Annotated in this window: 10 protein-coding genes and 1 pseudogene; 6 read left to right on the top strand and 5 right to left on the bottom strand. The window is 48.6% G+C overall.

What is annotated here, in order from left to right; translation table 11 throughout:
• The first annotated feature begins 47 nt into the window (after window positions 1-47).
• The 4 genes from argJ (at window position 48) to dcm (ending at window position 5,643) form a co-directional block, all read left to right on the top strand.
• The gene (argJ, locus tag KEM39_RS07815; protein WP_118997148.1) at window positions 48-1,268 is read left to right on the top strand and encodes a bifunctional glutamate N-acetyltransferase/amino-acid acetyltransferase ArgJ; all 1,221 of its coding nucleotides are present in this window, start codon (window positions 48-50) and stop codon (window positions 1,266-1,268) included.
• 58 nt (window positions 1,269-1,326) lie between these two features.
• Window positions 1,327-2,736 carry a chloride channel protein gene (locus KEM39_RS07810; protein ID WP_118997149.1) on the top strand — a complete coding sequence of 470 codons (1,410 nt, stop codon included), beginning with the start codon at window positions 1,327-1,329 and terminating at the stop codon, window positions 2,734-2,736.
• Between the two features lie 189 nt (window positions 2,737-2,925).
• Window positions 2,926-4,317 (top strand): ATP-dependent RNA helicase HrpA, encoded by a 1,392-nt coding sequence (gene hrpA / locus KEM39_RS07805; RefSeq protein ID WP_025457963.1) that lies wholly within the window; start codon window positions 2,926-2,928, stop codon window positions 4,315-4,317.
• Between the two features lie 78 nt (window positions 4,318-4,395).
• Window positions 4,396-5,643 carry a DNA (cytosine-5-)-methyltransferase gene (gene dcm, locus KEM39_RS07800; protein ID WP_118839153.1) on the top strand — a complete coding sequence of 416 codons (1,248 nt, stop codon included), beginning with the start codon at window positions 4,396-4,398 and terminating at the stop codon, window positions 5,641-5,643.
• Between the two features lie 13 nt (window positions 5,644-5,656).
• Here the strand turns inward: dcm and KEM39_RS07795 are convergent, their stop codons facing one another.
• Window positions 5,657-6,439, bottom strand: a complete 783-nt coding sequence (locus tag KEM39_RS07795; RefSeq protein WP_030002154.1) for an LlaMI family restriction endonuclease — start codon at window positions 6,437-6,439, stop codon at window positions 5,657-5,659.
• Window positions 6,440-6,568: 129 nt separating this feature from the next.
• Here KEM39_RS07795 and KEM39_RS07790 point away from each other — a divergent pair, with 129 nt between their 5' ends.
• The gene (locus KEM39_RS07790; protein ID WP_118997150.1) at window positions 6,569-9,979 is read left to right on the top strand and encodes a DUF3418 domain-containing protein; all 3,411 of its coding nucleotides are present in this window, start codon (window positions 6,569-6,571) and stop codon (window positions 9,977-9,979) included.
• A gap of 45 nt (window positions 9,980-10,024) precedes the next feature.
• On the opposite strand, the gene KEM39_RS07785 is transcribed toward KEM39_RS07790, so the two are convergent.
• Both KEM39_RS07785 and KEM39_RS07780 read right to left on the bottom strand, forming a co-directional pair.
• Window positions 10,025-10,546 (bottom strand): hypothetical protein, encoded by a 522-nt coding sequence (locus tag KEM39_RS07785; RefSeq protein ID WP_118997151.1) that lies wholly within the window; start codon window positions 10,544-10,546, stop codon window positions 10,025-10,027.
• A 12-nt stretch (window positions 10,547-10,558) separates the two neighbouring features.
• On the bottom strand, window positions 10,559-10,936 hold the full coding sequence (locus tag KEM39_RS07780) for a hypothetical protein (protein ID WP_118997152.1): 378 nt from the start codon (window positions 10,934-10,936) through the stop codon (window positions 10,559-10,561).
• A 638-nt stretch (window positions 10,937-11,574) separates the two neighbouring features.
• On the opposite strand from KEM39_RS07780, the gene KEM39_RS07775 reads away from it, so the two are divergent.
• Entirely contained in the window at window positions 11,575-12,636 is a 1,062-nt protein-coding gene (locus tag KEM39_RS07775) for a 5'-nucleotidase (RefSeq protein WP_240002721.1), read from the top strand.
• Window positions 12,637-12,697: 61 nt separating this feature from the next.
• Here KEM39_RS07775 and KEM39_RS07770 read toward each other — a convergent pair whose 3' ends face one another.
• The gene (locus tag KEM39_RS07770) at window positions 12,698-13,147 is read right to left on the bottom strand and encodes a type IV pilin protein (protein WP_025457967.1); all 450 of its coding nucleotides are present in this window, start codon (window positions 13,145-13,147) and stop codon (window positions 12,698-12,700) included.
• A gap of 87 nt (window positions 13,148-13,234) precedes the next feature.
• Window positions 13,235-13,310 (bottom strand): annotated as a pseudogene (locus KEM39_RS07765) (ComEA family DNA-binding protein); the annotation flags it as partial.

The raw sequence follows: 13,310 nt of genomic DNA, 5'->3' as shown, positions 1-13,310 counted from the left end.
TCAGCCCATGCCGTCTGAACGCCGACACACTCGCAAGGAGAACCGTTATGGCTGTCAACCTGACCGAAAAAACCGCCGAACAACTGCTCGACATCGACGGCATTGCCCTCTACACCGCCCAAGCAGGCGTGAAGAAGCCCGAGCGTACCGACCTGACACTGATTGCCATAGCCGCCGGCAGCACCGTCGGTGCAGTCTTCACGACCAACCGTTTCTGTGCCGCTCCCGTCCACATCGCCAAATCGCACCTTTTCGACGAAGACGGCGTGCGCGCCCTCATCATCAACACGGGCAACGCCAATGCCGGCACCGGCGAACAAGGCAGGCAGGACGCTTTGGCGGTTTGCGCCGCCGCCGCCGGATGGGCAGGCTGTTTGCCCAATCAGGTATTACCCTTTTCCACCGGCGTGATTCTCGAGCCGCTGCCCGCCGATAAAATCATCGCCGCCCTGCCCAAAATGCAGCCTGCCTTTTGGGACGTTGCGGCACGCGCCATTATGACTACCGACACCGTGCCCAAAGCCGCATCGCGCGAAGGCAAAGTCGGCGAAAAGCACACCGTCCGCGCCACCGGCATCGCCAAAGGCTCCGGTATGATTCATCCGAATATGGCGACGATGCTCGCCTTTATCGCCACCGATGCCAAAGTTTCCCAGCCCGTCCTCCAACTGATGACGCAGGAAATCGCCGACGAAACCTTCAACACCATCACCGTTGACGGCGACACCAGCACCAACGACAGCTTCGTCATCATCGCCACCGGCAAAAACAACCAAAGCGAAATCGACAACATCGCCGATCCGCGTTACGCCCAACTCAAAGAATTGTTGTGCAGCCTCGCGCTCGAACTCGCCCAAGCCATCGTCCGCGACGGCGAGGGTGCGACCAAGTTCATCACCATCGAAGTGCAAAACGCCAAAACCCGCGACGAAGCCCGCCAAGCCGCCTACGCCGTGGCACGTTCGCCGCTGGTCAAAACCGCCTTTTTCGCCTCCGACCCCAACCTCGGCAGGCTGCTCGCCGCCATCGGTTATGCCGGCATTGCCGACCTCGACACCGGCCTTGTGGAAATGTATCTCGACGATATTTTGGTTGCCGAACACGGCGGGCGCGCCGCAAGCTACACCGAGGCGCAAGGACAGGCGGTGATGGCGAAAGACGAAATCACCGTCCGCATCAAACTGCATCGCGGACAAGCCGCCACCACCGTCTATACCTGCGACCTGTCGCACGGATACGTTTCCATCAACGCCGACTACCGTTCCTGACCCGACACGGCTTCAGACGGCATACATAAATGCCGTCCGAACCGCCGGACAACATACCATGACCTCCACATTCCCCCGCCGCCTCGCCCACAAAATCCGCCAAACCCGCCGCCTGTCGCGCAAAAGCATCGCCTTTCTGTTCCTCCTAGCAGGTTCGGCACTCGTCGCCCTGACCGCGCTGTTTTTCGCCCACCTTGCCGACTTTGCGCTGGAACTGAACGCCAAACTGGTTCAACAATACCCGTGGTTCGCATGGGTCGCGCTTCCTTTGGGTTTGCCGCTTATTGCGTGGCTCACATGCAAATTCGCCCCCTTCACCGCCGGCAGCGGCATCCCTCAAGTCATCGCCTCACTGTCGCTGCCCTACGGCGCACAAAAAACGCGGCTGATCCGCCTCAAACCGACACTGTTGAAAATCCCGCTCACCTTTTTGGGCATGCTGTTCGGCGCATCCATCGGGCGCGAAGGCCCGTCCGTCCAAATCGGCGCGGCAGTAATGGGCGCGTGGGGGGCGTGGTGCAAAAAACACGGTTTGGCGTTTAAGGGTATGCAGGAAAACGATTTGATGGCGGCGGGCGCGGCGGGCGGTTTGGCAGCCGCATTCAACGCGCCTTTGGCAGGCGTGATTTTCGCCATCGAGGAACTCGGGCGCGGCATTATGCTGCGCTGGGAGCGGCAGATTCTTTTGGGCGTGCTCGCCTCCGGCTTCATACAGGTCGCCATTCAGGGCAACAACCCGTATTTTTCGGGTTTCAACGGCGGCGTTTTGGAACATATCTTTCTGTGGGTCACACTGTCCGGCCTAGTTTGCGGCGCGGCGGGCGGTCTGTTCGGACGGCTGCTCTATCAGGGCGCGGCGGCATTTGCACCACGCAAGATACGCGGCTTCATCCGCAACCGTCCGCTGCTGCTGGCGGCACTGATGGGGCTGCTGCTCACCCTGCTCGGCACGTTCTACCAAGGCAAAACCTACGGCACCGGCTACCACGAAGCCGCCCAAGCCCTGCACGGCATCTATGAAGCCCCCGTCGGACTCGCCGCCGCCAAATGGCTCGCCACCGTATTCAGCTATTGGGCAGGCATTCCGGGCGGCATTTTCACTCCCTCGCTGACCATAGGTGCGGCTTTGGGCGAGCATATCGCCGCCATCGCCGACATATCGCAGGGTGCAAACATCATCGTCCTCATCTGCATGGCGGCATTTTTAGCGGGCGCGACACAATCGCCGATTACTTCCGCCGTCATCGTTATGGAAATGACGGGCGGACAAAGCCTGCTGTTTTGGATGCTGATTGCCTGCATTTTCGCCTCGCAGGTTTCGCGCCAGTTTTCGCCGCGTCCGTTCTACCACGCATCGGGAATGCGCTTCCGCCAGCGCGTGCTTCAGGAAACCGCCTCCCAAACCGGCAATGCGCCCGCAAGACCGCAAGCCGCAAACAGCAAAACGGGAATGCCGTCTGAAAATTAAAACGCCCCCAATCAAATGACGGCAGCCGCCTTGATTTGAATACCGTTCCGCCGCTGCTTGAAACTTCAACAACAATGCCGTCTGAACGACAGAATGCGGTTTTCAGACGGCATTTCCCCATCCCGATATTGCCCGAACCCAACCAAAGCGTTTGCTATAATTCTATTTTTTACCGCACACGCACCAATCATGTTTCCCGATTTCTCCCAAACCCTCTCCAAAGACCGCCACTTCCTGCAATCCGCCTTCAAAAATCCCAACAAATACGGCGGTTTGTCCAAAGTCGAAGAAAAATACCGAAAATCGCACGAAATCTTTTTGAAGCGTTTGGCCGCATTGCCAAAACCCGAATTCGACAACACCCTGCCCGTTCACGAGAAGCTCGAAGAAATCAAAAAAGCCATTGCCAAGAATCAGGTAACGATTATTTGCGGCGAAACCGGTTCGGGCAAAACCACGCAGTTGCCCAAGATTTGCTTGGAACTCGGGCGTGGGGTGGCAGGATTGATCGGGCATACCCAGCCGCGCCGTTTGGCCGCGCGCTCCGTAGCAGAGCGGATTGCCGAAGAGCTGAAATCCGAAATCGGCAGCGCGGTCGGCTATAAAGTACGCTTTACCGACCACACCTCGCGCGATGCCTACGTCAAGCTGATGACCGACGGCATCCTGCTGGCGGAAACCCAGACCGACCGTTATCTCGCCGCCTACGACACGATTATCATCGACGAAGCGCACGAACGCAGCCTGAACATCGACTTCCTCTTGGGCTACCTGAAACAGCTGCTGCCGCGCCGCCCCGATTTGAAAGTTATCATCACCTCGGCAACCATAGACGCAGAACGCTTCTCCCAACACTTCAACGGCTCGCCCGTTTTAGAAGTGAGCGGGCGCACCTATCCTGTTGAAATCCTCTACCGACCGCTGACCGGCAAAGACGAAGACGACGCAGAAGTGGAGCTGACGGACGCGATTGTCGACGCGGCGGACGAATTGGCACGCTACGGCGAAGGCGATATCTTGGTGTTCCTGCCGGGCGAACGCGAAATCCGCGAAGCCGCCGAAGCCCTGCGCAAATCCACGCTACGCCGCAACGACGAAATCCTGCCCCTGTTCGCACGCCTGTCACACGCCGAGCAGCACAAAATCTTCCACCCCACAGGCGCGAAACGCCGCATCGTGCTGGCAACCAACGTCGCTGAAACCTCGCTTACCGTGCCGGGCATCAAATACGTCATCGACACCGGCCTCGCACGCGTCAAACGCTATTCCGCACGGGCGAAGGTGGAACAGCTTCATGTCGAAAAAATCTCCCAAGCCGCCGCCCGCCAACGCTCCGGCCGCTGCGGACGCGTCTCCGCAGGCGTGTGTATCCGGCTGTTTTCAGAAGAAGATTTCAACAGCTGCCCCGAATTCACCGACCCCGAAATCGTCCGCAGCAACCTCGCCGCCGTCATCCTGCGCATGGCGGCATTGAAACTCGGCGATGTGGCTGCATTCCCGTTTTTAGAAATGCCCGACTCGCGGTACATCAATGACGGTTTTCAGGTGTTGCTGGAATTGGGGGCGGTGGAGGCCGTCTGAAAGTTAATTACACTTGATATTTCATAATAACCCTAATAAAATATCCGGGATTATTACAGGATATTTTAAGGTGATTTAATGCTTAAATCGTATGTTGAAGAAAAACGTTTGGAACTTGGATTGACGCAAAAAGAATTTGCTCAATTATTGGGAATGAAAGAAAACGGTGAAAGAACAGTTCGTGGATGGGAGAGCGGTTTACATAAGCCAAGCCCTGCACGAATGAGGTTAATTCAAAGTTTAAAAGCAGATCATCCATTTAAACAATCACCGAATTCACAGTTTACATTTATTGATTTATTTGCAGGCATAGGTGGTATTCGTCTGCCTTTTCAACAGTTAGGAGGAGAATGTGTTTTTTCAAGCGAAATAGATAAGCATGCACAAAAAACCTATTTTGCGAATTATGGAGAATATCCAAGCGGAGATATTACGCAAATTTTAGCCGATCAAATCCCAAATCATGATATTTTATTAGCCGGATTTCCATGCCAAGCTTTTTCTCAAGCTGGTCTTAAAAAAGGATTTCAAGATACTCGTGGAACAATGTTTTTTGAAATTCAACGTATTTTGGTAGAAAAACGTCCTAAAATATTTTTATTGGAAAATGTTAAGCGTTTAAAAACAGATCGCAACGGACAAACCTTTCAAACAATTTATGACATCTTGACTGGACAATATCAGGGAGAACCTGATAGCGATATTCCAATGTCTACCGAAGCAAGAAAAGCATTTTCTAAAAAACTTAATTACTGGGTAGATTTTAAAGTTTTGCGAGCCTCTGATTTTGGCGTGCCTCAAAATCGAGAACGTATTTTTATCGTTGGTTTTAATAAAGATTACTTTAATAAAATTAATGATTTTTCGGAATTTTTTTCTTTTCCTGATCCAACTTTTAAAAGAACAAAAGTTGGAGATATATTGGAATATATTTCAGCAGATGATACAATTTACACACTTTCGGACAATTTGTGGCAGGGACATCAAAAAAGAAAAACGGAACATATCGAAAAAGGTAATGGTTTTGGTTATAGTCTATTTAATTCAGAAAGTGAATATACCAATACTATTAGTGCACGATATTATAAAGATGGTTCAGAAGTATTGATTGATCAATCTCAATTTGGAAAAAACCCAAGAATGCTTACTCCGAGAGAGTGTGCTCGTTTACAAGGATTCCCAGAAAATTATTTGGTTGATGCAGTTTCAAAAACACAATCCTACAAACAATTCGGCAATTCAGTTTGTGTAAAAGTGATTGAAGCAGTTGCTAAAAAAATACTTTCTGCTTTAGAAAAAGCAGAAAGTATACAAAGTCAATTTTAAATTTTCTAACTACTTAATCTTCTTGAGGGAACGGTGGGTACTCGCGCACAACTAGTGAATCCCAATAAGAGTTATTAGCTCTCCACAAGGAATAGTTGCGTGCATTACCCACATACATACCACTATCAAAAAAGATGACTCCCGACTGTACCAAATTAAGCCAATTATCAAAACTCATCGGTTCGCCAAAAACAATTTTGTGATAGATACCATGGTCATCTTGTAAGCACTTAAACCAACCATTTTGTCCGAATTTATTTGTGAGTTTTGGTTCTAACCATGCTCTACTCCAACTAGCTAATGTTAAATTTTCTTGTTGAAACCGAATAGGTACTATCTGTTCTTTATTATGACGAGGATCTCTCGAATAATTATAAACAATCTTAATGGTGTCATTTTCATCAATCAACATTTCAGAACCATTCCAAGAAGAAGGTCGATGAATAGTAGGGATAGGCTCGCCAGACCAAGAATAACGTTCATTTTTTTGAGCATTGGGCTTGCCGAAAATCTCAATAAATTGAGTTCTACTCAATCTTGATTGATTATTTGTGAAAATATAATAATCAGCACTCCAATCTCCAAATGTTGTTTTACCACTTGTCGTATGATTTTTCATTTCATAACCTAATAAATCTGCCTCATTATTGGCATTATGACTAATCCCCATTTGTGTTTCCAACCAGTGGCCTGCGCAGCCATTGTGATTTTGATTTAATCCACTTGTATCAGGTTCTCTTCCATAAACATTTCTTTGAAATCGACGAACAATTTCTAATTCTCGTTCATTAACCATTATTTTCTCCAAATTGGTAATAAAGGAATAAAAATATTGGGGGAGGTAGGTAAAAAACAAGATTTATCTGTAAATTTCGAATTATTATGAGAAATATTGATATCAGATTACCACCTGACCTACAAGACTATGCAAAACACTAAAAATCAAGCACACGGTTCAGGCATTCATGCCCGACACAATCCGACAAACGACAAAACCGTTTCAGATGACCGTCAAAACGCTTCGGGCAATATCGTCGCCCCTCCCCGATACCGCCTGACCAAACTCGGCGAACAAATGGCACGTCTGCCCATCGATCCGAAAATCGCGCGCATTTTGCTGGCGGCGAAGAAGCACGACTGCATGGCGGAAATATTGGTGATTGCGTCTGCGCTGTCGATTCAAGACCCGCGCGAGCGGCCGTTGGAAGCGCGCGATGCCGCGACCAAGGCGCACGAGCGTTTTACCGACAAGCAGTCCGATTTTCTTGCCTATCTGAATATTTGGGACAGCTTCCAGCGCGAGCGCGACAAAAGCTTGTCCAACAAGCAGTTGGTGCAGTGGTGTCGCCAATATTTCCTGTCGCACCTGCGGATGCGCGAGTGGCGCGAGCTGCACCACCAGCTTGCCCAAACTGCGATTGAAATGGGTTTGACCACCAAAGAAGCCGCGTTTAGACGACCTCCTACCCAAGAACAATTAAGGCCGTCTGAAAGCAAAGGCGACCAAGATTTGGCGGCAAAGCTCAAACAAAAACAACTGGATAAGAAGCAACACCGTGCCCAAATCCGCGCCGCCAAAGAAGCGGGCTACGAACAAATCCACCGCGCCCTGCTCACCGGCCTTATCGCCAACGTCGGCATGAAATCGCCCGACGGCAACGACTACACCGGCGCGCGCGGCAGCCGCTTCCACCTTTTCCCAGCATCAGCCTTGTTCAAAGCCAAACCTAAATGGGTGATGGCGGCAGAATTGGTTGAAACCACGCGCCTTTACGCGCGCGACGTCGCCGTCATCCAGCCCGAATGGATCGAGCAGGAAGCGCCGCACCTCGTCCGCTATCATTATTTCGAGCCTCACTGGGAACAAAAACGCGGTGAAGTCATCGCCAGCGAACGCGTAACACTTTACGGCCTGACCGTATTGCCGCGCCGCCCCGTGTCTTACGGCAAAATTGCGCCCGAAGAAGCACGCGAAATCTTTATCCGCGGCGCATTGGTGGCGCAGGAAAGTAATCTTCAGACGGCTTTTTTTGCCCATAACAAAAAGCTGATTAAAGAAATTACCGAACTCGAACACAAATCGCGCAAGCAAGATGTACTGGTCGATGACGAAGCCCTGTTTGCGTTTTATCACGAACGACTGCCCGAGCTGGTGTGGAAAGATGCGAAAGGCGACGTTTGGGGAAGCGAAGATTTCGTACGGATTATTGAATCTGACAAAGCCGAAAGGTCGTCTGAAAAAGAATGCGGCGAGTTTCGCCAAAACGAGCGTAATGGGTCGCGCCAAAATGAAAATCACGGCAACACCGTAGGTTGGGTTGAAAACCCAACACCCGCCGCAACCGCAAAAACCGTTGGGTTTGACAATCCAACCAACGCCGCCCAACAAACCACCCCCTCCCCCGTGGGGGAGGGTCGGGAAGAGGGCAAAACAGTTGCCACACAAACCAACTTTTCCGCAACCGCAGCAAACCCTCTCCCTAACCCTCTCCCGCAGGAGAGGGAACAGAGTGCCGCAGCCTCAACAGTTTCAGACGACCTTCATCCTGCAAATCCGCAGCAAACTACCCCTTCCCCCGTGGGGGAGGGCTGGGGAGAGGGCAAAACAGTTGCCGCCCAAACCAATTTTTTCGCAATCTCAGCAAGCCCTCTCCCTACCCCTCTCCCGCAGGAGAGGGAACAGAGTGCCGCAGCTTCAACGGTTGCAGACAGCCTGCACAACGTAGTGGATTCCAACGATGCGGACAAGCACGTGCGTGAACCGAGTTCACACACCCTACAAAATGTTTCAGACGACCCCAAACCCAAAAAGCAGCCGGCATCTCAAAAAGGCCGTCTGAAACCTTTGCCCCTTGCCGATATCCGCACCTTTGAAGCCTGGCTCAAAACCGCCGAGCGCGACAATCCGCGCCTGCTGTTCCTCAGCCGCGACGATTTGATGCAACACGCCGCCGCGCACATTACCGAAGAGCAGTTCCCCAAATTCTGGCAAACCGCAGACGGCAAGTTCAAACTTTCCTACCGCTTCGAGCCGCACCATCCGCTCGACGGCGTGACCATGACCGTGCCGCTGACCGTCCTCAACCGCCTGCACGCGCCGTCGCTCGAATGGCTGGTGCCCGGTATGTTGCGCGAAAAAATCCAGCTGCTGATTAAAGCCCTGCCGAAGCAAATCCGCCGCATTTGCGTGCCCGTGCCCGATTTCATCACCAAATTTCTCGAAAGCAATCCCGACCGCCAAGCGGCCATCATTCCCCAGTTGGCGCACTTTATCGCCAAAAGCGCCGGCGATATGCGGATTCTCGAGCAAATCGACCAAGACGCATGGGCGGCACAAGAATTGCCCGAACACTGCCATCTGAATCTGCGCATTATCGACGACGGCGGACAAGAGCTTGCCGGCGGCCGCAAACTGCACGAATTGCAACAACAGCTCGGCCAAGCCGCCGCCGTCACCTTCCGCGACAACACCCAAGAGTTTGAGCGCGACAACGTTACCGCATGGGACATTGGCACCCTGCCCGAATCCATCAAATTCGCACGCGGCAAACAACAGCTCACCGGCTACCTCGGCCTGCAAAAAGAAAAAGACAGCCGCATCGCCCTGCGCCTGTTTGACACATCTGCCGCCGCCGAACAAGCCCACAGATTAGGCGTGATCGAACTCATAAAACTACAACTAAAAGAACAAGTTAAAGACCTGAACAAAGGCATCCAAGGCTTCACCCAAGCCGCCATGCTGCTCAAACACATCAACGCCGACACCCTGCGCGACGACCTCACCCAAGCCGTCTGCGACCGCGCCTTTATCGGCGAAGACGAGCTGCCGCGCAACGAAAAAGCCTTCAAAGAACAAATCAAACGCGCCCGCAGCCGTCTGCCCGCCGTCAAAGAAGCCCTCAGCCGCTACCTGCAGGAAACCGCCGCCGCCTACGCCGAACTGAACGGCAAACTCGGCAAACACCCGCTCACCCACCTCCTGAGACTACGCCTGCAAACCCTGCTTGCCCCCGGCTTCGCCACCCACACCCCGTGGGCACAATGGCCGCGCCTCCCCATCTACCTCAAAGCCATGACCCTGCGCCTTGAAAAATACAGCGGCAACCCCGCCCGCGACGCAGCCCGCGAGGCCGATATTCAAGAACTAGAACAAATGTGGCAGGAAAAAACCGACGGCTTGGTAAAACAAGGATTGCCCGTTTCAGACGGCCTTGCAGAGTTTAAATGGATGATTGAAGAATTGAGGGTGTCGCTGTTCGCGCAGGAATTGAAGACGCCTTATCCGGTGTCGGTGAAGCGGTTGTGGAAAGAGTGGGAGAGATTGGATAAAGGGTAAAAAAAGGTCGTCTGAATGTTTCAGACGACCTTTTATTCATAAAAATTAACAGACATCCATCACTATTTCATCTGTTTGAAAATTTGGTGTAACAAATAAATCCTTTGCCATCCCTAGACCCTTAGAGAATAAATAGAAAACCAATGCAATAGGAACAAGATAAAAAAACCAAGCTCCTGAATTAATACAAACAGTGTCAAATGTTATTTGACCAGCTTCTTCATAAATTTCTTTCAATTCAGACACTGATGATTCAATAATTTTTTTAGCCCGATTCTCCACTTCTTTCTTAAAGCTTACATCTTTTTCAAGCTTTTCAATATATTTAGTAATACTATACAAATTTAGTCTTGAAAGATTTGATATCGTATTATTTAGCCCTTTTTCTATGTATTCATATGCATATCTGTCATTACCTTTTAATGCATGAAAATCAATTTCTCTTATTTTATCCCTAAGAATAAATAGTTTATTACGCTGATAAACCCGTAGTGTCGGAGCGATTACGCTTTCATAAGCAAAATGTAAAATTGATAATATTAAAATAACAAGTAACATTGTTTCCATAATAGGATACTCCTAACGCTGCCTATCACTAGATGACAACTTTCTTTGTGATGCTTTTTCTTGGGCTTTACTTTTTTCTTTACCTACTCGTTTCATCTCCGAACTAAAATCAGTTCTAACTTTCTTAAAAAGAACAAAACAGAGAAAAACTGTAACAAACCAAAGAACCCAGCCTAATATACTCCAATCCTTTAATTTTTCTAAAAAACTATTTAAAAGCTGAAACGCTTGTCCAGAATCTAGTTTCCAAATTAGGATTATAAAAATAAAAACAATCATTAATAATAACAGCTGCCCACGATTCATGGCTGTGATGATTATATCTCTAAATGCCTGAGCCCAAGTTACTGGACAGTTTTGCTGTTTTTGTTTGTTATTCCCATTGCCCATCTAGACCAAGCCTAATTCCTAGTTAAAAAATATCGCCTTGTAAAAGTAATCTAAGCCCAGCTAATCATAACAGGTCGCATCACTGCTGTAAATCACTACTTAAATAGTAAGCAAGCCGTAGTCTGCAACCGCGTGCGTGCCTTTGGGCACACACCCTACCTGCAATCCCACAAAACCCGTCTGTAGGGTGTGTGCGGTACGCACGCACGCGGTCTTTTTAAACCACAGCCTTTTCCAACCAAACCAAAGGTCGTCTGAAACCCATTTTCAGACGACCTTTTGCCACTTTATAAAGCAAAGATTCCCACACATCTCCCAAACGTCGTCTGAATCAGTAAACTTCCCATATTTCAAAAACTTCTTGGAAGCCAACCATGCCCCACCTATTTCCGCCCCACATTATCGAACGCAGTCTACTTTATTTTTAGCAGGGCATGGTGCTGTCCGTAAAACTTCCGCTGGGCATTATCGGGCGGAGGTATGCGGTTCGGAAAACTATTGGGTATGGCTGAAGCTGGATAGTGATTTGTACATTAAAGACGGGGGCTGCGATTGCCCTTATGTCTAAAGGTGCAAACATACCTTAAATTACTATATTGCATAGGAAAAATACAAACCTATAACGAATTGGAAACAAAATGCCGTCTGAAAATATCTTCAGACGGCATTATAAAATCTGTTCACCTTTTCAGATGAGTAATGTACACCCCTATACAATTTTTGCTACCATGCTCCATAAATCCACGGCTAAAGATATCCTTATTATGTCCTATGATTTATCGAAACGACTTGTAATCGGCTTAGCATCAAGTGCCCTATTCGACTTATCCGAATCGGATAATATATTTAGAACGGAAGGGGCAGAAACCTATAGGCAATATCAGAGGGAAAAACAAAACCATCCCCTAAAAGAAGGCGTTGCCTTTCCATTTATTAAAAAACTTCTGTCAATCAATGAAATAAACCCAACCGACCCACCGATTGAAGTTATTCTTTTATCCAGAAACGATCCAGATACCGGTTTACGGGTCATGAATTCGATAGAAGCCTATGGGCTTGATATTACACGAGCCTTATTCCTTCAAGGTGGAGATCCGCACAGATATATTAAAACACTATCGATTGATTTATTCTTATCTGCAAATGAGGTTGATGTGAGACAAGCCATCACGGCGGGCTACCCTGCCGGACACGTTTTAGCATCTCATTTCGAAGATGGTTGTCTCAGTGATTCGGAATTAAGGATTGCGTTGGATTTTGATGGTGTTCTTATTGATGATTCATCAGAAAAAATTTATGCAGATCAAGGAATACGGTCTTTCCAAGAATATGAATTGAAACATAGTAACAAAACACATAATTCCGGACCATTAACGGGATTCCTAAAAAAATTATCAGAAATCCAAATACAGGAAAAAGACTTCTCCGTAACTAACCGACAATACAAACCCAAATTACGTATTGCAATTATTACTGCTAGAAATGCCCCCTCCCACAAGCGTGTGATTAACACAATGCGTAGCTGGGGAATAACCGTAAATGAGGCCTTTTTTCTCGGCGGTATTGAAAAAAGAAAAATTTTGGAAGTACTCAAACCCCATATTTTCTTTGATGATCAAAAAACACATCTGGATTCTGCCACAGAAATCCTGCCTTCCGTCCATATCCCTTTCGGAATCAGGAACAAACATAATCTATAAAAAATACCGGCGTTATTGACAATATCTCCCACACTTGTAAACAACGCCGATAATTTTAAGCCTACTTAAATAATGTACAACCCTTATCATTACCTCTAAAATAATCTAACCCATCATCACAAGAACTGGCAGATCCTTCACAAACAAAAGTTACCAAATTCTCATTCATCTTAATAATACGAGGCTCTTTATTTTTATCTATAGCAACGGCCTTCAACATAAACTTACTGTCCAACGCACCTCTCGCAACCCCATTCAACCGAATACAAAAACCCTCAGCCTCTTGAATCGGTAACTTTGGCCACTTAGTAGATGTTTGCTTAAATGTCCCATTTTGTAGATAAAACTTTTCCATAAAATGTGCATTCTCTAATAAAGCCGAGCGTACCGCACTTATTCTAGCCTTTTCAATATAATTACGGTAGCTTGGATAAGCAATTAGAGCAAGTACAGACAATATCAAAACTACTGATATTAATTCAACCAGCGTAAACCCCCGATTATCAGTCATTACTTTACTTCCAATAAGAACAGATTATTCAACATATTTCTTTAAACAGACTTACTATTCCATTCGGCAGTATGCATATTTCCCGCACTATTTTTTAGCGGCCGGTATAGCCGGTTTGGCGGGGGCTTTTGGCGCGGGCGCACCGACGGAAGCCTGGTCCTTC

The sequence above is a fragment of the Neisseria sp. Marseille-Q1983 genome (assembly GCF_018224585.1).
Lineage (GTDB): Bacteria > Pseudomonadota > Gammaproteobacteria > Burkholderiales > Neisseriaceae > Neisseria > Neisseria polysaccharea.
The sequence above is the reverse complement of the archived record's forward strand: the minus strand, read 5'-3'. Positions and strand labels throughout refer to the sequence as shown.

Bases quoted from the DNA above. Each gene is read 5' to 3' on its own strand.
- argJ (WP_118997148.1), top strand. From the start codon at position 48: ATGGCTGTCAACCTGACCGAAAAAACCGCCGAACAACTGCTCGACATC.
- KEM39_RS07810 (WP_118997149.1), top strand. From the start codon at position 1,327: ATGACCTCCACATTCCCCCGCCGCCTCGCCCACAAAATCCGCCAAACC.
- hrpA (WP_025457963.1), top strand. From the start codon at position 2,926: ATGTTTCCCGATTTCTCCCAAACCCTCTCCAAAGACCGCCACTTCCTG.
- dcm (WP_118839153.1), top strand. From the start codon at position 4,396: ATGCTTAAATCGTATGTTGAAGAAAAACGTTTGGAACTTGGATTGACG.
- KEM39_RS07795 (WP_030002154.1), bottom strand. From the start codon at position 6,439: ATGGTTAATGAACGAGAATTAGAAATTGTTCGTCGATTTCAAAGAAAT.
- KEM39_RS07790 (WP_118997150.1), top strand. From the start codon at position 6,569: ATGCAAAACACTAAAAATCAAGCACACGGTTCAGGCATTCATGCCCGA.
- KEM39_RS07785 (WP_118997151.1), bottom strand. From the start codon at position 10,546: ATGGAAACAATGTTACTTGTTATTTTAATATTATCAATTTTACATTTT.
- KEM39_RS07780 (WP_118997152.1), bottom strand. From the start codon at position 10,936: ATGGGCAATGGGAATAACAAACAAAAACAGCAAAACTGTCCAGTAACT.
- KEM39_RS07775 (WP_240002721.1), top strand. From the start codon at position 11,575: ATGCCGTCTGAAAATATCTTCAGACGGCATTATAAAATCTGTTCACCT.
- KEM39_RS07770 (WP_025457967.1), bottom strand. From the start codon at position 13,147: ATGACTGATAATCGGGGGTTTACGCTGGTTGAATTAATATCAGTAGTT.